The 22,782-nt window shown below is 37.9% G+C and carries 21 protein-coding genes; 1 reads left to right on the top strand and 20 read right to left on the bottom strand.

What is annotated here, in order from left to right:
- Positions 1 to 142: 142 nt before the first annotated feature.
- The 10 genes from BM266_RS02710 to BM266_RS02665 all read right to left on the bottom strand — a co-directional run bounded on the left by BM266_RS02710 (position 143) and on the right by BM266_RS02665 (position 12,418).
- Positions 143 to 1,441, bottom strand: a complete 1,299-nt coding sequence (locus BM266_RS02710; protein ID WP_093405560.1) for a glycosyltransferase family 4 protein — start codon at positions 1,439 to 1,441, stop codon at positions 143 to 145.
- A complete protein-coding gene (locus BM266_RS02705) occupies positions 1,441 to 2,250 on the bottom strand; it encodes a class I SAM-dependent methyltransferase (protein WP_093405558.1) in 810 nt (269 codons plus the stop codon). Before BM266_RS02705 ends, BM266_RS02710 begins: the two co-directional genes overlap by 1 nt.
- A complete protein-coding gene (locus BM266_RS02700) occupies positions 2,240 to 3,235 on the bottom strand; it encodes a glycosyltransferase family 2 protein (protein ID WP_093405555.1) in 996 nt (331 codons plus the stop codon). Before BM266_RS02700 ends, BM266_RS02705 begins: the two co-directional genes overlap by 11 nt.
- The gene (locus tag BM266_RS02695) at positions 3,225 to 5,090 is read right to left on the bottom strand and encodes an asparagine synthetase B family protein (protein ID WP_093405552.1); all 1,866 of its coding nucleotides are present in this window, start codon (positions 5,088 to 5,090) and stop codon (positions 3,225 to 3,227) included. Before BM266_RS02695 ends, BM266_RS02700 begins: the two co-directional genes overlap by 11 nt.
- On the bottom strand, positions 5,091 to 6,731 hold the full coding sequence (locus tag BM266_RS02690) for a glycosyltransferase family 2 protein (protein ID WP_093405549.1): 1,641 nt from the start codon (positions 6,729 to 6,731) through the stop codon (positions 5,091 to 5,093). It lies immediately after the preceding gene.
- Between the two features lie 487 nt (positions 6,732 to 7,218).
- Positions 7,219 to 8,214, bottom strand: coding sequence for an N-acetylneuraminate synthase family protein (locus tag BM266_RS02685; RefSeq protein ID WP_093405545.1), 996 nt, complete (start codon positions 8,212 to 8,214; stop codon positions 7,219 to 7,221).
- A gap of 54 nt (positions 8,215 to 8,268) precedes the next feature.
- A complete protein-coding gene (locus BM266_RS02680) occupies positions 8,269 to 8,895 on the bottom strand; it encodes a methyltransferase (protein WP_093405542.1) in 627 nt (208 codons plus the stop codon).
- A complete protein-coding gene (locus BM266_RS02675) occupies positions 8,892 to 9,971 on the bottom strand; it encodes a glycosyltransferase family 2 protein (RefSeq protein ID WP_093405914.1) in 1,080 nt (359 codons plus the stop codon). The genes BM266_RS02680 and BM266_RS02675 overlap by 4 nt, the downstream gene beginning before the upstream one ends.
- Positions 9,972 to 9,976: 5 nt before the next feature.
- Positions 9,977 to 11,110 carry a glycosyltransferase family 4 protein gene (locus BM266_RS02670; protein WP_093405912.1) on the bottom strand — a complete coding sequence of 378 codons (1,134 nt, stop codon included), beginning with the start codon at positions 11,108 to 11,110 and terminating at the stop codon, positions 9,977 to 9,979.
- 12 nt (positions 11,111 to 11,122) lie between these two features.
- On the bottom strand, positions 11,123 to 12,418 hold the full coding sequence (locus BM266_RS02665; RefSeq protein WP_245760371.1) for a glycosyltransferase family protein: 1,296 nt from the start codon (positions 12,416 to 12,418) through the stop codon (positions 11,123 to 11,125).
- Positions 12,419 to 12,474: 56 nt separating this feature from the next.
- Between BM266_RS02665 and wecB the strand changes: the two genes are divergently transcribed.
- Positions 12,475 to 13,683 (top strand): non-hydrolyzing UDP-N-acetylglucosamine 2-epimerase, encoded by a 1,209-nt coding sequence (gene wecB, locus BM266_RS02660; protein WP_317040939.1) that lies wholly within the window; start codon positions 12,475 to 12,477, stop codon positions 13,681 to 13,683.
- Here the strand turns inward: wecB and BM266_RS02655 are convergent.
- From BM266_RS02655 to BM266_RS02610, 10 genes are all read right to left on the bottom strand, one after another.
- On the bottom strand, positions 13,657 to 14,601 hold the full coding sequence (locus BM266_RS02655; RefSeq protein ID WP_245760370.1) for a glycosyltransferase family 2 protein: 945 nt from the start codon (positions 14,599 to 14,601) through the stop codon (positions 13,657 to 13,659). The two genes, wecB and BM266_RS02655, sit on opposite strands and share 27 nt — an antisense overlap.
- Entirely contained in the window at positions 14,598 to 15,410 is an 813-nt protein-coding gene (locus BM266_RS02650; protein ID WP_093405536.1) for a hypothetical protein, read from the bottom strand. Before BM266_RS02650 ends, BM266_RS02655 begins: the two co-directional genes overlap by 4 nt.
- A complete protein-coding gene (locus BM266_RS02645; RefSeq protein WP_093405534.1) occupies positions 15,388 to 16,188 on the bottom strand; it encodes a class I SAM-dependent methyltransferase in 801 nt (266 codons plus the stop codon). The genes BM266_RS02650 and BM266_RS02645 overlap by 23 nt, the downstream gene beginning before the upstream one ends.
- Positions 16,189 to 16,195: 7 nt before the next feature.
- Complete coding sequence (locus BM266_RS02640) at positions 16,196 to 17,044, bottom strand: glycosyltransferase (RefSeq protein ID WP_093405531.1); 849 nt, start codon at positions 17,042 to 17,044, stop codon at positions 16,196 to 16,198.
- The gene (locus BM266_RS02635) at positions 17,044 to 18,003 is read right to left on the bottom strand and encodes a glycosyltransferase family 2 protein (protein ID WP_093405529.1); all 960 of its coding nucleotides are present in this window, start codon (positions 18,001 to 18,003) and stop codon (positions 17,044 to 17,046) included. The genes BM266_RS02640 and BM266_RS02635 overlap by 1 nt, the downstream gene beginning before the upstream one ends.
- Positions 18,000 to 18,950 carry a glycosyltransferase family 2 protein gene (locus tag BM266_RS02630; RefSeq protein ID WP_093405527.1) on the bottom strand — a complete coding sequence of 317 codons (951 nt, stop codon included), beginning with the start codon at positions 18,948 to 18,950 and terminating at the stop codon, positions 18,000 to 18,002. The genes BM266_RS02635 and BM266_RS02630 overlap by 4 nt, the downstream gene beginning before the upstream one ends.
- 62 nt (positions 18,951 to 19,012) lie before the next feature.
- A complete protein-coding gene (locus BM266_RS02625) occupies positions 19,013 to 20,113 on the bottom strand; it encodes a glycosyltransferase (RefSeq protein WP_093405525.1) in 1,101 nt (366 codons plus the stop codon).
- Complete coding sequence (locus BM266_RS02620; RefSeq protein ID WP_093405523.1) at positions 20,114 to 21,043, bottom strand: glycosyltransferase family 2 protein; 930 nt, start codon at positions 21,041 to 21,043, stop codon at positions 20,114 to 20,116.
- The gene (locus BM266_RS02615; RefSeq protein ID WP_093405520.1) at positions 21,040 to 22,050 is read right to left on the bottom strand and encodes a glycosyltransferase family protein; all 1,011 of its coding nucleotides are present in this window, start codon (positions 22,048 to 22,050) and stop codon (positions 21,040 to 21,042) included. Before BM266_RS02615 ends, BM266_RS02620 begins: the two co-directional genes overlap by 4 nt.
- Before the next feature lies 1 nt (position 22,051).
- Positions 22,052 to 22,780, bottom strand: a complete 729-nt coding sequence (locus BM266_RS02610) for a sulfotransferase family protein (RefSeq protein WP_175494741.1) — start codon at positions 22,778 to 22,780, stop codon at positions 22,052 to 22,054.
- Positions 22,781 to 22,782: the final 2 nt, after the last annotated feature.

The raw sequence follows: 22,782 nt of genomic DNA, 5'->3' as shown, positions 1-22,782 counted from the left end.
CCTTATATCTTAGGACGTAGCTAATTCATTTTACACGTTGAACGGGAAACGTTGAACCCTGAACATCGAACCTTGAACATTGAACTTTGAACATTGAACTTTGAACTTTGAACATTGAACAGGAAACATTGAACCTTGAACATTAAATCATTTCCCGAATCGCCCTATCAAACCTCTCCAAAGTATACTGCTGACTCCACTCCTGCGCTGCCAAAGACATCCTCGTCATCTCCTCCGGATTTTCAATTACAGCCCACACCTTCCTTAAAATATCATCTAAACTTTCATCTTCACCAGGATTCGCAGAACCTTGAACCCGCCCCGGCGGGCAGGCATTGAACGTTGAACGTTGAACATTGAACTTTGAACCTTGAACGTTAAATCTTGAACTCTGAACCTTGAACTCTGAACCAACAAGAATCCCCCGACTCCCCTCCCCTAGCATCCAGGACACACAAGAAACGGGGGTCGCCACCGGAATACACCCATACCACATGCCTTCAGCTATTGTTTTGGGCCAACCTTCACTTTTTGAGAGCAGTACTACAAAATGAGCTTTTTTATAGGCCTTCTTCAATTCTTCCAGGCTTTTTCGGCCTTTTAGTATAACGAAATCCTGCAACTCGTGCCTTTGAATATAATCACTGAGGGAATCTTTTAAAATTCCATCTCCATAGATTTCGAGTTCTGACTTCACTCCTTTTGTCCTAAGGCTTTCGATGAGTTCGATCGCTTCAAAAACTCCTTTACCCTGCACCAGGTTTCCCGTATAGACAAACTTGTAAGGTAGGATGAAATCCTTTTCAACCACTTCCCTATCCTTTTCGGAAAAACTAGCCGTAAAGAAGGGAACTATATTTTTACTCTGTCCCGCCCAGTCACCATACACCAGCACCTTGATATTCCGACTCAAAAAAGTATTGCTCAGGATCCATTTCTGCAACCTATAAGTCCACGGCTGCTTTGCTTCGGGATCCCAGTTCCCGGCGTATTTCACGGTCTTGGGTTTCTTCGGAAAAAATACCTGTGCGATTGCAGCAAGCAATCCAATATTCCCCGGACACCTCAAATGCAAATGATCTGCCCGGCGCATCACATCCAAAATCTTAAAGAAGATGATTGGAATCTTTATAAAAGAATCTAAAACCGCAGGAAAATTCAGCAAATGAAAAGACGGAATTTTAGTGAAATTAATACGGGAATGCTTATAAGGTTCCCCTCGTCCCCCGGTCTCCTTTTCTCCATTTCCTCTTATCTCCTTTTCTCCATTTCCCCTCGTCCCCTGCTCCGTATTCCTCGTTTTCTCTTGTATAGTTCCTACTATTTCAGCCTCCTCCACATACTTAAACCACAAATTCATTTCCCGCACATAGGGACTATAGGCATAATACCCGTCTTCCTGTTCCCGGTGGATCACGTGAGTAAAGACAGCGAAGCGCATCAAGTTTGTCTTTTTTTCATTCGCAGACTCAGATGCATGCATTTAAACATAGCTTCATCGGAATCCAGGGAAGTTTCCCAATCCTCACTATGCCAGGCTTTCGCCTTTTGTATTCTCTTTTCTTCTGAAATAGGCAGGAAACTGATAAATGCGCTCCATTTGGCCTTTCCCAGCACTGCCCTGCGCTCCTTTATTTCAAAGGCTTTTTCAAATTTATAATAAGTATTTTTGGAAAAAGGCCATTCCCAGGCTTTGTCGCTTTGAAAAGGTCGGTAGATGCTTCTGATGAATTTGATGGGAAGACTGGTTTGCAAGGGATCATGACTAACGATCTCTCCACCCGGTTTTAATTTTTCCCGAAGCCTGACTATAAGCTCATCCACATCCTTAAAATGATGAAGGACCCCGTAGGCATAGATAAGGTCAAAATCTTTTTCTTTGAAATCTTCTGAGAGAAAGTCCATAACCTCAGCCCGGGCCCCGGGGATCTTCTCTAATCTCCGGCTCAGGTTATTAATACCTTTCGGGCTTAAGTCTATTCCCAGGTATTCTTTAGAATTTTGGGCCAGGTAAAAACTAAGGGAGTTACCGGCATAGCAGCCCAGATCGAGCACCTTCTTTTGGGAGAGGTCTCCGAACCAGCTTTTATGCAGTTCATAAATATCCCGCTCTACCCCGAGTTGCTTTTTGATCCTGTTCAAGGCCCCGTTCCTGAAATAAGACCACAGCCGGGTAGCAGCGTTCTTCTGCTTGGTGTCGTAGAACTCCTTTTGTTTGGAGTTGACCAGGTTACGTTCTTCAGACTTCATCCTTGGGCTTGTTTAGCAGCAGGCTCCACCATCCGGTTATCCTGCCCAGGCTCTCGCTGAGGGCCTCTCTTCGTTCTGAAGTAGTGATCACATTCCCCAGCCGCACTAAAGTTAATAAAAATGCCGTGGCATGCCATTTGAATCTCGCCTTCAAATCGGGATCAGGGTATTTAACCCGCCAGACATACCAGCCGTTCCTTATCACCATTTTGCCGTATTTGAATTTATCAGGTCTTCCCGATTGTTCGTGATGATGCTCCACCCGGGCAGCGGTATTCACGTATAACTGCCCAAGGCGGGATGCTCTTAAACAAAAATCCATATCTTCATAAAGTCCGTAGCCCTGAAAATATTCTGAAAAGGCAAGCTTTTCAAAGATCTCCTTGCGGTAGGATGCCACCCCACCCATAAAAAATTCTACCGGGTAGGTTTTTCCGGAAGGGGGCAAAAATCCTATAGACAAACCATTGGAGAATTCCGGCATTACTCCCGGAGGGCGGTCGCTTAAGAGGCCAAGTTTTTTCCGCAGGTGATTCCGGCTACCCAGCTTTCTGATATAGCCGTCCATTTTAAATTCATCGAAGTCCGGAACAGCATCGCTTTTTTTCCAGCTGACTTCATTGCTGATATATCCCCCCACCCCTATCGCATTAGGATAAGCCTTATAGGTATTGATTAGTTTTTCAAAATAATCAGGCTCCAGGATGATATCATCATCCAGAAAACTAATGATCTCTATCTCTTTGCCGGTCTCCCTGATCCCATAATTCCGTTGCCGGGTAAGTCCGCTGTCCGTTTCACCTACCTTAAAATATTTTAAACCGGATAATTTAATGTTTTCAAGTAGATCCCGGGTCTTATCATCCGGGGAGGCATCTATCACCAGGATCTCATCGGGAAGACGACTTTGCACAGCCACCGAATCCAATAGTCTGCCGAGAGCCTCGCTTCTTTTAAAGGTACAAATGATCAGGTTAAACTTCATCTCGTTTTCTAAAAGAGGCTATCAAATCCAGTTCTGCATTTAAAGCCACGGCATTAATGATGTTCATATTGGCAAAAGGCCATTGTTTCAGATCCCTTCGGTTTTTAGCCTGAGTTTTTATGCTTTCAATATAGGCCTTTCCTAAATGATCATTTTCAAAATACTCATCCAGATTCTTCTCCAAATCAGGGTTTTGATAGACTTTTACCCAGTTAATCGATTTAAACAGGCGGTAGCGTTTATCAGGATTACCTGCTTTCATGAGGCGTTTTATAAGATATTGATCGATCTTAGAACGCAGGCCCCAACTGGCAAATTTAAACAGATCCGGAGCATTCTGGGGTATTAGTGGAGCCTGATTAGTGGGAACTCTGTAAAATCTTCTCAATTCCTTATTTACAGAAAAAAGCTTTTTTACAAAGCGATAGTTTAAACGAATATTGGGATGCAAGCTACTTGTCCTTCTCAACATTTGCAGAGACATTGCAGGAGAATACGCATCAAACTTAGTATTGGCTAGCAGGAGTTGTTTTGAGAGCCGCATTCGGGTATAGGTGTACCAGGAGAAAAGCTCATCATATAATTCTGTATAGGCTAAATCATGCGCTTCAATCCTTCCAAAGATCTCTTCGAGATCAGCGATAAGCTCTTTCCTTACAGTATCATAATCGAAATCCAGGTCAAACCTGGCCAGATTTTTCTCGTGAAAAAAAATCAGATAAGCTTTGAGTTTTTTCTGCTTCCATTTTTCAAACTTTAAAGGAGAGGAAGCCTCAAAAGTATAATCCTCATTCTTAAGATAGTACTTTATAAAATTATTTTGGCGGAATTCTCTTGAAGCAAATTTAGCGATCTTTCTTGCGGGCAGGGCTTCACAGAGCTCTCCCAATAACAAAGGTTCTCTTTTCCGGTTATCTGCATTCTCAGTTATTTCCAGCCAGGAGCAGAGTTCAAGTCCTTCAGAGTGCCAGGTATATTCCTTGAGTTGTTTTGAAGTTGGAAAATACAGTTCCGGTTGATAGCAGGCCTTAAATTTTGCCGGCTTTAATTTGGCCAGTCGTGCCGCAATCTTTGATTCATAATTCTCACTGCTACCAAAGGTATAACAGGTAATATCTTTCCCTTCCGGAATAGCGCCGAGAGCAAACCGACTATCTATTCCGCCGCTAAGGGCTATATTAACCTTTTCAGAATCATTCAAACAGTAACGAACTTCCTTTTTATAGGCCTTCCAGTACTCCTCTGTAAGATCATGATCCTGATCGGGTTTGCTTAAGCTCTCGTACAACCGGTTATCAAATTCAACGGAGATCAAACTCCCCCGAAAATTATATCTTCGACATTCTCCTGGTAACAATCGTTTACAATTCTTTAAGATAGTTCGGGAGCCCTGATTGGAGAAATCGGGTCCCAAACTGCGCTGCAAAACTCCCGTAGGATCAATCTCAGCATCGGAGATCATTCCGGTTAAAATGATAGAATTTGAAAAATAAAAATCATTATTTCCTGTGAGATAATAAAGCGGATAAAGTCCAACGAGATCTGTGCAGAGGTTTATTGTTTCTTCCTGTTCTGCAATCATTATTGCTGAAAAAGACCCCGTAATATTTTCGGGCAGGGGCCATCCTCCGGAGATCGCCTCAATTAGGCTTTTTTTCTGAGAGGCCAAATCTGAGGCATCCTTATCTAAATTTCTTAAATAACCATCATTGAGAAGATATTTCTGATCAATTTTTTCCGGAGCAATTTCTTTTTCCGAAATAAGCGATAGCTTCCCTAATTGATAAAGGCAAAGACCCCGGGGTAAATCCAGGCTGTTTAGATCCTGCCTATTTGTAATTAGAAATTTCATCATTCAAACGGAAGTTATCAGATCATTTTCAGATCTTTCTTTCTGTAATTTTTCAGCCCAATCTTTACTTTTCCTCCAGTCTTTTTTCATCCGTTTTAGATATTTAAGAGGATTCTTTATTTCCTGTTTAGAGTAATACCTTAGGAACATCTCGGTTTTAAATCCTTTCAATTGTTCCTCGGTGTAATATTTCTTTGCATAGATCATTAAGGTGGGGGAAGGTTTAGGTTTATCCTTCACCCAGGGAGGTAAATCTAATTCCCTGAACCCACCCCGGGGAGCCTTCAGATGCAGAATCTCAATATCAGGATGGTAGATAATATCACAGCCGGCATTGCGTAGCTGCATTCCGTAATCCTGGTCCTCTCCAAAGCCATATTCAAAGACTTCATCGAAGCGTAGATCTTTACAGTATCTAGCATGTACTATACTGGTTCCAGAGCCAAAGCTTCCCCATTGTTTTATTTTATGAAAAAGAGTTTTTTCTCCTTCCTGTTTACAATTAATATTGAGGCAATCGGCGCCCAGTCTTTTCAATTCGTCCAGGCTTTTTTGCAGCAGATCTGCTTCAAATCTTATATCATCATCGGCAAAGAATACCCATTCGGCATCCACCTTTTCCAAAGCCAGGTTCCGGGCCTGACAGGCTCCGGTTTTATGGGTAAAATGATGCACTATTTCAAAAGGCCAGGTTCGGGTTTTTAGCTCAGGCAAATCACTTTGAGAGTCGGGATCAGGATCCTGTTCCACTAGTATCACTTTCTTTGGCAGCAGGCTCTGGACTTTCAGATCTTCCAGTACCTGCAGCAGATACTGCTTTCGCCCCAGGGTAGGAATGATCACATCTATAGAAGTCCCCGGGTTCCCGGTTCTATTTGATTGTAATTCTATTCCGGACAAATCTATATTCTTCTTAAAAAATTTCTTCTGAAAAAGGGCCGTAATCAGGGCTGCTAAAGGAAATGACTTTTCGTATCTCACAAAACACCAGAAGAGCAGCCAGAGGCGGACGCTTTTATAATGCGCCTGAACAAAAGAAAATAATTCCTCTTTTGAAGCTGTGCTTTTTAATCCTTCCCCATTGTCAGGCTGAGTAGCTTGCCCTGAGAGCGAATGCCAAAGAATATCAGGCTGAGCCAGCCCAACGGGCGACAGTCGAAGTCCAGCCTCCTTTACAAGTCCAGGCGCCGAATAACAAAACAGCCCGTTCTGCTGCCCCAATTTCGCAATGGAATTGAGCAGAAACCCAAAATCCTTTATCTGCCCGAACATTTCCCTAAACTGAAGTAAGACCTTTGCGTTTATACCACCTACATCTGTGCTCATTCTCCAGGTAGCGTAGTGTACCTTCCTGTTCACATTAACAAAGGGCAACTGATCGATATAGCCTATTTTTTCAGAGAATAAATCAGTTTTAATTCCATAAGAGGCCATAATGAGATCCTGATGGAAGATCTCCGACCAGGCATCTGTGTTCAGATCAGCTTCAAATTCTTCTTCACACCAGGTAATAATTTCCTCAGGATATTCCTCAGCAAGTTTCCAGAAAACACTGCATAGATCGGTTTCCTCCACCTCCAGCTCATCCCCTTTATAGCGGACGCGGACAAGCTTTTCAGCATGTTGATGGATAAGGAGGAGCATAGATGGTTTTCGGGTTTGAACAAATGTAAATAATTTAGTTGGTAGTTTTTAGACGCTAGTCTTTAGTTTTGTCCGTAATAGCCCTCCGGGCTCTCGATAATGGGCAAGTGCAAGCACTAACGTTGACTTAACGAGCAGGCAATATAAAATAGTACCTGCGTTGACTTCGAGTGATTGCGTAAGAACGGGAGTGAAAACGCAATCGTATCGAGAAGCTTTTTTAGTTCTCCCTTTATTAATAATTCTAACATCGTAGTTTGGAACTATCAACTAGTTCTCCCCTTATTAAAAGTTCTAAAGTGATTGAAACTTTTGTGCTACTCACCTGTTCTCGATACAAATTCAAACAGCTTGGTTTTGTCATAGAAATCGAACCCAACGGCCTAGACTTAACGAGCAGGCAATATAAAATAGTAGCACCTGCGTTGACTTCGAGTGGTCCCGACGTGAGTCGGGATTGTATCGAGAAGTCTTGGGCGTTCTAAAATCAAATCAGATCTTCGTCATTCAAAAACTCCCACCGCTTAAAATCCCTCTTAAGCTCCCTGCCAATCAACTTTTCGAAGTGGGAAGCATCTACCCCATAGCCCTTGGGTTTCTTTGCTTCCAGGTCTTCGAAAGTCAGTTTATGGCCGGCGGGGAGGTCTTTATTTATTGCCAGGGATTTTTCAAAGATATTTTTTAGATCACTAAAACGAGAATTATCAGCTTTATCAAGGGGGTGCTGCAGGGAGGTATGAATGTTTCTTACCGCTTGCACCAGATCTTTTATCTCATCGATCTCCAGGGAGGAGGTGGCATCCGGGCCGAAGCTGCGGCGGTCGAAGACCGCGTGAAATTCCAGGATCTCAGCGCCCAGGGCGGTGGCGGCGATGCAGGTTTCCAGACGGGCCGAATGATCGGAATAGCCAACCGGCACCTTGTAGCGATCTTTAAGTTGCGTAATCACATTTAATCCAGCGTCTTCCGGCTTTGTGGGATAGGCGGTGGTACATTGGAGAATAGAAAATTCCACTTTTCGCTCTTTCAGAAATTTTACCATGCTATCCAGCTCCTCAAAGGAACTCATCCCGGAAGAAATGATCACCGGCTTGCCGGTTTGGGCGATCTTTTCCAGCAGGAGGAAGTTATTCACCTCTCCGGAACCTACTTTATAACGCTTCACTCCCACTTCCTCCAGCAGGTCAACGGCAGCGTTGCTAAAAGGAGAAGCCAGAAAGTCCACCCCTTTTTCATCGCATCTTTGCTTTAACAGCTTCCATTGTTCCAGACTGAATTCCATCCGCTTCCAGTAATCGAAACGGGTTTTATCCTGCTCACTAAACTTCACCCGGAAAGCTTCATTTTCGCTGCTTTCCGCCTCTGCTATATGTACCTGGAATTTCACGACATCTACTCCGGTTTCGGCCAGGGCATCGATATAAGACAATGCAATACCTAAACTTCCTTCGTGGGCCTGCCCTATTTCCGCTATTATGAACATAGATTTATTTTTTAAAACACTTTCCTTTAGCTCCCCCTTCGGGGGCTGGGGGGATTAATTTTTATTCCTATAAAGGTATTTTAATTTTGTAAATATCTTTTCCCTCAACCACCAAATGCTCTGGTGTAGATTGGGATTCACGAAAATAATCTTCAGGCCTCCCTGCCAGTGCCCCTGTGGAAATGGACTATAAGCCGCATTTTTTTTGTTACTGATGGAATGCACATATTTATGACCGGGAAAATACTTTCTTAGCAATTCCTGCTGTGGTATCCTGTCGCCCTCTATGGCAATAATCCCATGCCTGTTCACCAGTTGTTGAATTTTTGCGAGGTCGGGATCTTTTCCGTCGATTATAATCAGGTCAAATTTTCTAGGAGGCACTTCAGATAGTTTAGAATGCACCTTTAATTTTTCATATTTTTCCTCAAGATTCGACTCTAAAGCATTTAGACAAAATTCATTATGCTCTGTCCCTGCATATTCCAGCTGTGCATTAGCTGAGAGTAAACTTCCTGCAATAGCTCCGATACCCAAGCCTACTTCCAGGACATTTTCAATATTGAAACTATCTATTATTTCCTGTAGCTTCAGAATCGCATATTCACTGGCGATATGCTGATTGCCTTCTGCAGTACAGAAATTTTTATAGGCATCTAAAACTAATTGCTCTCTGCTCATACTTCAACACAAAATACAATGCTTTTCAAATCGTTTCCCAGCCTGAAGGAATAATTATGATCTCTGTAATTATAAAGGATCTCTTTTAAAATCATATCATTTACCTCCTTCATAGAAATATAGGGCTGAGTTTGTTTTCCCAGACTTTTTTTCAGTCTGTATTTCCAGGAAGCATAATACTCATCTTCAAAAAATTTAACCTGAACCACCTCTCCTTTCCGTGAAGGCAATTCCTCCCTTAAAAAATGCTCCACCCGGGCCAAAATATTGGGAATTTTAAGTTTTATGTTCGGGTTTTTTAAAACCTTTGCTCTTTCCGAACTAATAAAACTTCCCACCCCCTGTTGTCTTAAAGGTTTAATAATTCCTCGTTCCCGGTTCCGCTCAAAATGCCGTTGATTGATTCGCATGATATTTTTTACCCGGGGATTTCCGGTGAGCAATTTATCTTCTGAGCCTGAAAAGCTTTGATGCCATTGGTGATAAAAGTATTTCTCTTCTCTATGTTCTCTCTTATATCCCGCATTTTCGAGTCTGGCAAATAGATCTTCATCTTCGGCTCCATAGAAATGGAAAAATTCATCCAGGCCATTTACCCGGAGTAGGCCTTCCCTTGAAGTAAAGATCATTCCGTTTACATCCCCAAATCGTTGGGGTTTTAATTTATCGAATTCATAATTCTTAGAAAGCTGCTGTGATTCCTCCTTATCTAAATAACCGAGTTTGAATAAATTAAATTTATCAGGGTTTTGAAGGTTCTCCCAGAGCATAGAAGTTTCAGGATGAAAAATAAGGTCAATATCCGCGATGAAAACATAATCCCCGCTCGCTTTGGTTATCCCGTAATTAAGGGCTTTGCTTTTATTCCATAAGACCTGGGGAACAGGGAGATGATAGAAGCGAACAAAAGGAAATTCCTTCGTAATGTTTTCCAGTTCTTTTACAAGGCTATCCTCACTTCCATAATCTACAAATATCACTTCGAAATTCTGAAGCTTTTGTTTTCTAAGGGATTCAAAAGAAATTTTAATTCTTTCAATATCCCGGTTTCTATGGGCGTAAATTATAGATTGCATATTCATCAAAGATCTTCTTCAATTTTTTGATAAGCTTCCAATACTCTCTTCCTGACTCGTTTCCTTTCAAGGTTTGGTTTTATTCTTTCTGAATTCCAATTAATCGCATTTTTTCTCGATTCAGGATTATCTATAGCCTCTTTCAGAAGTTCTGCAATAGCCCTTGAATTTTCAGGATCTACAATCAATAGTCCGTTCTTCTTATGTTCTATTATTTCAGCCGTTGCTCCACCGGGATTGGATTGAATGGGAAAGACCTCCATAATTATGGCCTCAAGTAAGGTATTAGGCATTCCATCCGAACTACTATTTCCAATATAGATACAGGATTGCCCCATCATTTCCATCAGGTTTTGGTACGTCAGTTTTCCATAAACTTCCAGGTTTTTAAATTCTTTTAAAGCAGAAGTTTCTACGAACTTAAATACCTCCGGGGCCGCTCCAAATACTACAATTCTGTAAGAATTTAATTCCACCCCTAACTCCAGAATTGCCTTTAGAACCGAAATACACTTCCCATGAAGTCCCTGGTACCCCTTAACTAATATAATATTTCTGTTTTCCTGGTCCCTCATAAAAGGATCAAGACTTTCAAAATCAAAACCACCTCCCCCGGGATAAACTCCCAGAAACCTGCCTTTAAAACCATGTTCTTTAGCTATGTTGTGATCTCTTTGGCAATCGGCAAACATATAATCCATATGAGGTAATGTTCTTTTCATGCCTTCAAGATGTTCAGGTTGCTTGCGGTAATAATACATATCGCTGCCCCAGGCGGTATAGGCCCATTTTATGCCGGGAAACTTTTCCATTACCGGTAAGGCAGGAACTCCACCAAGATACATCACAAAACTATGCACTACATCCGGCTCTATTCTCTTTATTTGCTTTTCCAGTTGTTGCTGAAATTTTCTTTCGTTGAAATTATTGATCAGGCGGGTTATTCCTGAAGCTTTTTTTTTAAGAAAATATCTCCCGGGATGATCCCATCTATAACGCCAACCTATAATCTGTTTGGCAAAATCGATTTGCTCAACTTTAGTGTTGGAATCGAAGATATCCAGCCAATAAACCTCATGCCCAGAATCCTTTAACTGTTCAGTCCAGTTAAAGAAATGAGGTGCAAATATGGAGAGCATAAGGATTTTCATTTATAGTACTGAAAATTGACTCTCTAAGTACTCTACTGAAAGATAAGTTTTAAGTTCGCTATAATTATAATCCAGTTGATTCTGATTTGATTTCCAATTATGATACAGTTCCTTAATAATCATAAAGATCTTTTCTTCATCATTAATCTCGCTCCACCAGGGATAATCTTCTCCCAAAAGCCTACGGCTCTCACTATAGTAAGGCCCTAAGAGTAAGATGGGCTTTTCTGCATCGATACAATGTGGAAATTTTCCCGGAAGAAAAGGACTTATTGGTCCTTTGGCTTCCAGGATCACATTCACTGCTGCATTTTTCTGGATGGCTTGTACTTGCTTAAAAGGCAAATAATCATCACTGCTATAAAACTGAGGTATTTCCTTTTTTATTTCTTCAAATTCCCGGGTATATCCTGATTTTGCGCCTAAAAAGATGAGTTGGCTTTCTGGTATCGCTTCAGGCATCTCTTTCAGAAACTTTTTAAACGCCCTTATTAAACCCATTGGATTCCTGGCCCCCATCAAAGCACCGGCGTGGACAATTGTAAAAGCTTCTTTTTTAAAGAAATTTGGTAAAGCAGGCAATTCCATCTCATCTTCATCTATTTGATGAGGGATTATCACAGTTTTCCCTTTAAGTTCACCGTAATAGCTTTGCATCCATTCTGCCAGTAATATACTAGGATAAGCCGCATATCTGGCTTTTGCAGCAACCCTTAAGAAAAACTTTCTTTTTTGCTGATGTCCCGGCTCCACCCAATCATAAGGCCTGGGATAAGAATGCATGGGATAAGGATCATGAATATAGGCCATCCACTTGGAATGCCATTTCGGAAGCTTTAAAAGAGCATGATGGGGACGGAAACTCGCTCCCTTGCTAAGGGTGAGAACCAGGTCGGGCTCAAAACCCCTTACTTTTTTTAAACCGGCTACAATAGAGTTGCGGTCATTGAATAAAGTAAATGAAAATCCGAACAGGTTTTCAATAAGTTTATTAGGGTTAATTTTTAACCAGTATCTTATATATCTTTCCAGTCGGCTTAAAAAGAAAAGAAAGCTTCTCCGGTTTTCTTTGATGTGAAAACAAGGTATTCCGGGAAGGTCAATATCATTTCGGGTGTAATGATATACCTGTAGCTCAAAGCCCGCTTTATGAAGGTTTTTGATAAGGGCGACCCTGCCCTTGGTCCCGCTACTATCCTCTACATCTATAGATTCAGCAACCACAAGTATTCTTTTAATCGAATTGTTTTCCAAATTAGCCGGGCTTTGCGGTAAAGCTATTATTTCTAAACGCAATTTGCAACATCTTTACTTGAGACCGGTTAGGTTTTCCATAACGGTAGCGATTAAAAATGGATAGTTTACAAAAGCACCTCTCAATACAATCCCGATTACCACCGGAATTACGCGATATCAACGAAAATTATGTGAGTAAAAATAAAGTTCTATTCCTACTTTATTATCTTAGCCCTATGCAACTTGACCTCATCGCCGGGACCCGTCCAAATTTCGTGAAAATCGCGGCTATTATTCACGCTATGGAAAACTATAGCCAAGAAATCACCTATCGATTCATCCATACGGGTCAGCATTACGACGACAGCTTAAGCGGGAATTTTTTCAAAGATTTAGAATTACCTGCACCACACTTCAACCTCGGAGTCGGTAGCGGGAGCCAGGCAGAACAAACTGCGGCGATTATGCTGGCTTATGAAAAATTTTTACTCAAGGAAAAACCGAATTTATGCCTTGTAGTGGGCGATGTTACTTCCAGCATGGCCTGCGCCATAACCGCAAAGAAAATGGGAATTAAAATTGCTCATGTGGAAGCCGGTCTGCGCTCCTATGACTGGTCCATGCCGGAAGAGGTCAATCGGGTGCTTATCGACAGTATAGCTGATTATTTTTTCACAACCACTCCCCAGGCTTCTGAAAACCTTATTAAAAGCGGCAAAGCGGAGGAACAGGTATTCTTTGTTGGAAATACAATGATCGATACCTTATTGAGATTTAAACCTAAATTCCGGAAACCTCTTGTTTGGGATCGTTTAAAGCTTCAGGAAAAAAAATACCTGGTTTTAACTTTGCACCGTCCGGCAAACGTAGATGAAACAAAAAAGCTGGAGCAAACTTTAAAGGAGATCCTTAGGCATTCAAAGGGAATACCGGTAATATTTCCGGTACACCCCAGAACCAGAAAGACTATAGAAACTTTAGAGCTTCCCGGAGACAGGCTTTATCTTATCGATGCCTTGGGTTATCTGGAATTCAATTATCTGGTACAGCACGCTAAAGCAGTACTCACCGACTCCGGGGGGATTACTGAAGAAACCACGGTTTTAGGAATTCCCTGCCTTACTTTAAGAGATAATACAGAAAGACCTGAAACGGTAAGTTTGGGAACAAACGAAATAGTTGGCACCAATAGGCAGCAACTGCGTTCTGCTTTAGAAAAACTTCTTTCCGGCGACTGGAAAAGAGGTTGTATTCCCGAACTATGGGATGGAAAAGCAGGGGAAAGAATTGTAGATATCTTAATGAATAAGCAACTTCCCCTTTAAAATAAATAGAGGTCGTAAAACAGGATAGGCAAAATAACCAAATTTATATTTCATCCTTTCCAGAAGACCGGCCTCGGAGTACCGCAGAGCCTTTTCAATTATTCTTTTAGAGTTCAGCTGAAAACCTAACCTGATAAAATAATTTTTAAGAGCAGAAGAAAACAGGTTTTTGGAAGCTAAATTTTCAATAATTAACTCCGAAGCTTTAATCTTGGATTTTATTTTTTCGGGGTCTTTATTTTGAAAATGCCCGGTATTTGAATTCGCGTGTTTCCGGTTAAAATATAAAACTGCATCTGTAGTAATGCCTTTAAAACCCTGGGAAAGTATTCGACTATAACATTCCCATTCCTCGGCATACATCAGATCCTCATTGAATCGTTCTTTTGCAAAACAACGCCTATCCCACATTACACAGCATGAGGCAAAAGGAATCTTACCGGTAACCATATCATTTAAATCCCCAATTCCAAACTGCGTTACATGGGAATCCTTTATGCTTTTAAACTTTATTTCTTTTGAATCTTTAAAGGGCTTCTTATCATACCTTATAAAAGAGCAATGTTTCTCTTTTTTTAGATCAATACAGTATTGAAGGTTCTCTGGGTGTACAATATCATCATCATCAAAGAAAATCACGTGTGCTCCCTGGGCAAGATCAAGCCCTTGATTTCTGCATCCGGGAAGCCCTTTTTTATATTTCTCTTTTCTTTTATGGTAACTAAAACGTGAATCTTCATTTATAAATTCATCCACCACTACGGCCGTCCCGTCGCTACTGCCATCATCAATTATCAGGCACTCCCAATTCCTATAAGTTTGGTTTTGGATGGTCGCCAGGCTTTCCGTAATTAAATGAGCCCGGTTATAAGTCGCAATTATAATACTAATGTCTATATGCTTCTTATTGCCGCTCAACTTATCTTTCTTTTTAGTTTTCTTGAAAATTTATATAATCTATATTTAAAAGAATACCATGCATTCTCCAGAAGAATTGGTGACGACATCGATGGACTTTCATCATAAGGTTTAAAATTTGATATCACTCCATCAATTCTTTTGGTGTGATCTGGGTCCTTTCCATAAAACCGCGCATACCAGGTATGGTATAATAATTCTTCCCCTCTGTGATCGTATAACAAGGTGGTAGCGTAATCATTCTTTATTGGATTAATAGCATCGAGATATTTTATTTTTTTCCCTTTTCTCAATAGCCATAAATAAAAACGGTAATAGGGTTCAAAGAGTGAATCCGGATCATAATTTTTAAATCTTAGATCATCCGATAAGTCGCAGAAATCGGTCTTATTAATGTACTGATTACTCATCATTTCTTTCTCGTTATAAATACTGTAAATTTCTCTTAAATTTAAAACAGCAAAAAAATGATTTATCATGTGCGGATTCTTATTGCGCCAATGTAATGTTCCTCCATCCCGCATTCCACAAACCGTGAAATCATTAGCTTCCAGATAAGCGATTAGATCAAATACGTGATTCGGTTTGTTAAAAATAACATCTTCATCTGCCATAATTAACCAATCCAAACCATATTTACGTAAGCTTTTTAAAAAAAAGGCGATGCTTTTTATCCCGTAGAAACCCTGAGTACCATCAATAGTAAAATGTTTTATTCCTTCAGGGAAATAAGGCCGGGTTTTTTTATATAAATCCCAGTTAGACACAGTGGTTATTAACCCAATCTTATCTTTCTTTATTAGAGTCATAATTTTCTGGTATCTGGTTATTTTCTATAAAGCTAGAAAGCTCAGTATTTTCTCCCTTGTATACAAAAACCAGATTATGATAAAAGTGTAATGAAACAATATTTAGATCTAAATAGGAAGGTTGATAGTCTTTAAGAATATATTCTGAATGGTTAATACCATCAGCGAGACTTTTAAAAAAATTCATCGCCGTCCCTCGTTTATTTAAATCTTTACTGCTTCCACCAAAAAATTCCCAATAAGAGGTTTGAATATCCTCTACTACGTAAACACCGCCTTTATTTAAATAAGGAAAAAGATTAAGAAAAGAAGAAATTATATGGTCATTGAGATGACTTCCATCGTCTATAATTATGTCAAAAGGACCAACTTTCTTTCCCAAATCAATTAAAAACTTATCATCTGCCTGATTTCCCTGGAAGATCTTGATTCTCTTTTCCTGAAGGGCCGATTTATCATAAATATCCACACCATAGATGTTCCCTTTTCTAAAATAGTGCTTCCACATTCTTAAAGAGGCTCCTCCATAAGTTTTAGACTTATTCCCTCCAACTCCAATTTCTAAAAGATTAATCCTTTTCTGTTTGAAATCTTTAAAATGATGTTGATAATGTGGAGTATAAAAATGTTTTCCCCACTTGTCAGATTTAAAGATGATTGCGAGTTTAGTAAGATCGTTTCTCGCGGTCCACCCCGCTATGCCGTATTTATATTTCCGAAGAGTATTTATCTTAGATGCCGGTAAAATCCTCTTTAAAGATCCTTTTATTTTGTGCAATTTTATCTTATTTTTTCGGCACTAAATTCTGTTTTAGAACCTTGAGGAAACGAAACGGACTTAATAGAAATTTGCCGGCTTTCCACTCTTTGGTTTTGTAAATCTTTAATTGTTCCCTATCCTTTTGTTCTATCCGTTTAAATAAATCATCAATTAAACCTACAAAATTAGCTTTATAAATCTCAGGATGCTTTAAAATTATATGCTTGTACTTTTCCTGTTTTAGTGATTTTATTTGCGCAGTAGTAGAGTCCGGACGAACCTGGTAGTGAAATAAAATCTCCGGGATCACATAAGCATAACCACCGGATTTTAACAACTGAATATAAAATTCCCAGTCCTCAAAGCCTAAGATCGGTAAGTTTTCTTCATAACCCCCACAAGCTTCCCAATCGGTTTTTTTAAACATGGCACTTCCTAAAGCTGAATTTCTAAAGAGAAAATCCTCCAGTTTCCCTCCCCTGGGGGTAAATATATCTATTGTTCCCTTCTTATCAAACCTACGGGCTTTACAGGTTACAATTTTAATAGCTTCATCTTCCTGAAATTTTGGAATAGCCTTTTCTGAAAATTCGGGTTCAAAATAATCATCGGAATCCCAATTTAAAATATAGTTTCCGGTAGCTTTTTTAATTCCATTATTTCTTGCAATGCTTTGCCCGCTATTTTTCTGTTCAATTAGAATATCAATTTTATCCTTTACTGAAGCAATTACTTCTTTGGTTGCTTCATTCGAACCATCATCTACAACAATAATTTCTTTGGATACATAGGTTTGGAAAGAAGCTGCTTCAACGGCCTTACGCACGTCGATATCATTATAACAGGCGATAATTATGGATAGAGCCTTGTCCATTAGTTTCTGGTATATTTTAAAAGAAAATATCCTCTATTACATATAAAGGCACAAACTATACTTCCAAAATAAGCCAAAGCATTTTTAAAAGAATAATATTTCGAAATATGAAAAATTGAATCAATGAACTTATATGGTATTTTCCTATTCCCGGCAACCCTAAAAGAATTCAACATATACCCTCTTAGGAACCATATCTTAAGTTCTTTTTCAGCTGTATTCTTAATATCAAGAAAAGTGAGATACTTTATTTGACTAACTTTAAAATATGTTTGGATTGAATTATAAAGTTTAGGGTTGCTTAACGTGTCACCATGAATTCTATGATAGTTTAAGATCTCATTTACAAATTTCCCCTTATATCCTTCTAAAAGGTATCGCGTAAAAAAATTGTATTCATCTCCATCAGTCTGAATATTCGTATTGAAATTTATATTATTCAATGAATTTCTTCTCCCTAAAAAATCATCAGTTATCCAACCTATTCTCTGCTGGGCAAAATCAGTGGCATTAATTATTTCATCTTCACAACGATTAAATTGATAAGGTTTACCTGAAAAACTCTTTTCCAAATTAATAAAATTGGCTGAGTCACCAACTACAAAATCCAGGTTTTCTTCTTCTAATCTTCCAACCAACAATTCAAGATGCTCGGGTACCATGATATCATCACTATCAAACCAATTTATATAATATCCTTTACTTAGAGAAAACCCATAATTTCTACAGGAATTAGCTCCTTTAACCAGATTATTTGGCCGTCTAAAGAATCTAAAACGGGGGTCCTGTTCCTCTATATCCATCAATAGATCTTGGGTATTATCCTCAGAGTGATCATCTATTATAATACATTCCCAATTTTGGTAGGTTTGATCCTGAATACTGTTGAGAGTTTCTACTAAAAAATGTCCCCGGTTATAAGTTGGAATTATAATAGAGACCAATTTTCCTTTCATCATAAATTTTTTAAAACATTCTTTCTTAGGTAATACCCTCTACCTGTAAGATAATAGAAAAACTGAAAAAGAAAATAATAAACGAAGGCTTTATTTTTTTTTCGAGTTAAGAGCTCCTGTCCTATTTTAAAAATTGAGTTAAACCTTGTTCTTTGAAACATGGAAAAATTCAAATTTCGGTGGAAAAGATAATCTGTAGACTCCTTCGGTGCAATGTTTTTTAGATCCTCCCAGGTTATAAGAAAGAACTCCTGTAATCTTTTATAATATTCCCTCTTATCGAGATGTAATTTATTTTGAATTGAATCAGAATGTATTCTAACATAAGTAAGGTAGACCGGAAGCACCTTACCCTTAACAGAGTAAGAGGTGAGTTTGCTAAAGAAATGTCTTTCTTGAAAAGCCTGTAATTCCTCATTAAAACTTACTTTTTCGAGCAACTCTCGCCTACCCATGAAATCATAAGTAAGCCAATTATTCTTCTGTCTTACGTAGTTAAAATTCGAGATCGAAAAAGAGTTAAAAGTATAATAGTTACCAAAATGGGTGTCAATCACTTCAGCGTTGTGATCTTTGAATGCTTTTGAAAAGGAAATAACATAATCAATATCATTTTCCCGAAGAAACGAGACTTTTTTTTGGATGAAATAAGGAGACATAAGATCATCACTATCAAACCAATTCACATATTGGCCCTTACTTAATTGAAAACCATAATTTCTACAGGCATTTGCACCTTTGGGGGTATCTTTTGGTCTATCGTGATACCGGAACCGCTTATCTCTCTCACAATAAAATTCCATTAGTTCCTCTGTATAATCGGTAGAACTATCATCTATTACTAAACATTCCCAATTAGGATATTTTTGAGCAATTATTGATTCAAGGGTCTCTCCTATATAATGTGCACGATTGTATGTAGGAATAATAATGGAAACCAAGGGCTTCATTAAAAATGGTTTTCGCGCAATTTAAGAATCTTTCTCAAAGGAATGAGGAATGAATAAATGATTTAAACTTTAAGGGCCTTATCTATCAAATCATTCAGCACTTTTATATGCCGATCTAAAGAAAAATTTTTAGAAATATTCTTCTTAGCGTTTGTCCCTAATTCTTTTGCACGGGTATTATTTTCAAGAAGTTCCTGCATTTTTATACTCATTTCTTGTACATCGTGTTCTTCAACCAATAAACCCGTTTTACGGTCAATTACTACATCAGGTATACCTGCATGTTTGGTTGAAATAACAGGTACACCTGCAGCTGAAGCTTCAAGAATTGATACGGGAGTACCTTCACTATCTCCATCCTCAGCTGTAATACTATGTTGTATCATGGCTAAAGATTCCTTTAAATATTCTATATATTGTTCTTTAGTAATAACACCAGGCATCGAAATACTCTCACCCAACTCGTAATAATGTATTAGATTCTTGCAGGTATTCCATAGCTCCCCATCCCCGGCAATTATCATCTTAGCATCCGGAAAATTTTTAAGCACTTCTTTAAAGGAGAGAATTAGATAATAAGGCGCTTTTTTATCTGTGAACCTCCCAATAGCAATAAATTGTTGTTTTTTGAAATTAGGTAGAACTTCTAAAAAGTCCTCTCGTGGACCATAAACATTATAAATAAGTTTAGATTCAGGACAACCCATTTTAAGGAGATCACTGTACATGTTGTTTGAAACTACTAACACATAACTTGCGTACTCAAATAGTTCACAATAATTATTATTTGCCTTTAGCACTTCTTTTCTTGAGGCATCGAATCCGTGAAAATGAACTATTAGTGGAATTTGCAACTCTTTACAAACAGGAAGAAGAGCCTGGCCGGTAGTACCATATTCAGCGAAGACCAGATCTATTTTATTATTTTTGAAGGAAGTAATTACCGCTTGTTCCGCTAAAGAGAATCGGTTTAATCTAAAATGTCCTTTAAAAATATCAAGAATTCTTTTTCTACGGGAATTAATTATAACTCCTCCTTCCAACTCCGTAGGTATCTCACCATTATAATAATAAAAAATATTTCCATTTAACCTCTCCTTATGGGCCTGGATAAAGGTTTCGGAATAAGCGTTTTTATTTGGGGATATTAGGGCAATAGTCATTTATACCGGAAAAGCTTTTATTTTATTCTTTATGAAAGATATTACAAAACTAAGATAATCTCTCTTATCGATCACCACCCTATAAAAATTCCGATTTAATAAATCGGTAAATACATGTAATTCAAACCACGATTGATATATTTTCTTTTTCTCCATCTGTTGAAAAATAGCCATTTCGCTCAACTCTTTCCTAATAAGGCTTTCTTCAAATAATCTTTGTTTCTTTAAATCCGTGCTTTTATGAAATCTTGTGACTGAACTATGAATTCTAAAGTAATTTAAATTTTGCGCTAAAAAACCTACATTGGTATTTTGCACAATCTGAAACCAAAACCACCAATCTCCACACATTTTCATATTTAACATTTTGGTCGAAAAAATAGAATCCTTTACTAGTGATCGTTTAAATACAACCGCACTAGCATTTGGTAAAACATTTTTTGTCTTCAAATACTTAGCTACAAACTCCTTTCCTGAAAGCGTAAAATCAAACTCCCAAATATTCGGTTCAAAATTTGAAGTATAGGATAAACGGTTATAAAGCTGCTTTCCGTTTTCATCGACATCAATTGATTGCGTATAAACTATCCCAAATTTTTTCCCTGACATTTCTATGCATTGAAAAACCTTTTCCAAAAACTCTACCTCACAATAATCATCACTCTCAGCAATCCAGATATATTCTCCTTTCGCCAGATCCATACCTCTTTTCCACTGCTTAAATGGACTCCCTGAATTCTTTTCGTTCACTATAAAATGAGAAACTTTTGGATGATTGGCATATTCCCTTAAAATTGCTACACTACCATCAGTGGAAGTATCATCTAATAAAATCACCTCAAAATTTTGATAGGTTTGATTGAAAATGCTTTCCAGGCGCTGCTTTAAAAAAGCAGCGTGATTATAGATGGGGATGATGATGGAGATCATTTAAATAACCTATATAAAAGTTCTTTTTTTGAATGCTGAAAAAGTTTAGATTTTAAAGATTTTATCCATAACCATATTATCAGATACTCTTTTCTTAATAAAAAAAAATTATTCTTTTTTATATACACTTCAATATATTCGTCAACAGCTTTCTCAATTGTAAGATGATTTAAAACATAATTTCTCAAGTATAAACCATCTCTGAAATCAAATTTTAAAAATTCATTTTGTAAATCCTCAACATTAAATTTTTTATTTAAAAACCTTCCTGAGCAATTAAATTGTATGCTTTCTTCTATAATATCTTTGACATATCCATCTCCAACAGAGTCAAAGTAAGATCTATCATCAAAAATCACTACTGGTCTTCCACAACTCATAGCTTCATATGCACTTCTACCCAAGCCCACAACAATATCTGCCTCATTTATTAAAGACGCAATATCCCAACTTGGATTTTTGAATTTATTGGCCTTGGTAAATTTAAAACCCATTTTATCGCAACATAGTTTAAGCTTTTCATTTGCAGAGTCAGATTGGCACAAAGACAAAACATTTTTTAATTGTTTATTCAAATCTTTTGTTGAACTATACTTTTTTGTGTTTATTCCGTTTTTTATGATTTTGGAAGTGTAACCTAGTTTAGACAGGTGATTTTGTACTTCCTTAGATATTGCAATATGAAAATCAGCAAACTTCGAAGGTTGCTCTAGTTTAGGGAAGATTCCGTGGCAAGTCTGTATGGTATATCCATACTTGAATATATTTTCAACAACCGTATTGTGATTGGCTAAAATTAAGTCATACCTTTTTTCTTCAAAGAAAGAAATCCCTAACTCATTCTCAATTTTATCTGAAACTTCTCCTTTTTTAAAAGTAAAAAAATTCACTTCAATATTTTCGCGTCTTTTAAGTTCCTCTATTAAAGTATAAGTATATGTTTCTGTACCTCCTACTTTATCAAGATGATTTGTAGCCACTAATATGTTAAGTTTCTTTTTTAACATATCACTTTTTCATCAATTTAAAAAAAGTCAATTCATTTCTTAATTTTTCTTCAAGATACAATAACTCCTTTTCGGTAAACTCAATTCTATATGATTCAGCTTTACCTTTTCTAAAAACACCGTTCACACTAACTTTAGATGTATTCTTGTTTGAAGCAATTATATCTTCAACAAAGTCTTTTGAAAGATTCAAATAATCTAATATGCTAACCAACTCTGATGCTGTATTTAAAAGTAAATTTTCATAACTTACTATATAATATTTATCCAATTTGATTAATTCCATTAAACATTTAAAATAAGCCTTAACACTATCTATTGATTTTTCTAAACCATAATCTTCAAAAGCAGTCATTTCAGACCTTACCATGGAATTTACTATTGCTAGTGGGTTTCTAAGAATAATTATATTTCTTGAATTTGGAAAATCATTTAAAATATCTCTCCAAAGTAAAGTATGAGAAGGTGTTTTTTCTATCACCTTATAATTTCTATTTTTTTTTAAAAAACTTTCAATTATTCTTTTTGCATTTTTCGGGTCTTTAACATAAATCCCGCTTTCACTAGTAATATAAAACAGTTGCTCTAAATTATTACTTTCATTAACAAAAGGTTTTACTTCAGAATGAGATTCTAATAATGACCAAAGCCATGTTGTTCCGCCTCTTGCAGAACCAAATATAAATGTGACTTCATACTCTTTATATTTCCAATAAAAAAACTTCTTCAATA

Origin of the sequence: Salegentibacter flavus, from assembly GCF_900115145.1 — a bacterium.
Taxonomy (GTDB): domain Bacteria; phylum Bacteroidota; class Bacteroidia; order Flavobacteriales; family Flavobacteriaceae; genus Salegentibacter; species Salegentibacter flavus.
Note: the sequence above shows the minus strand (reverse complement) of the source record. Positions and strands in the feature narration are given on the sequence as shown.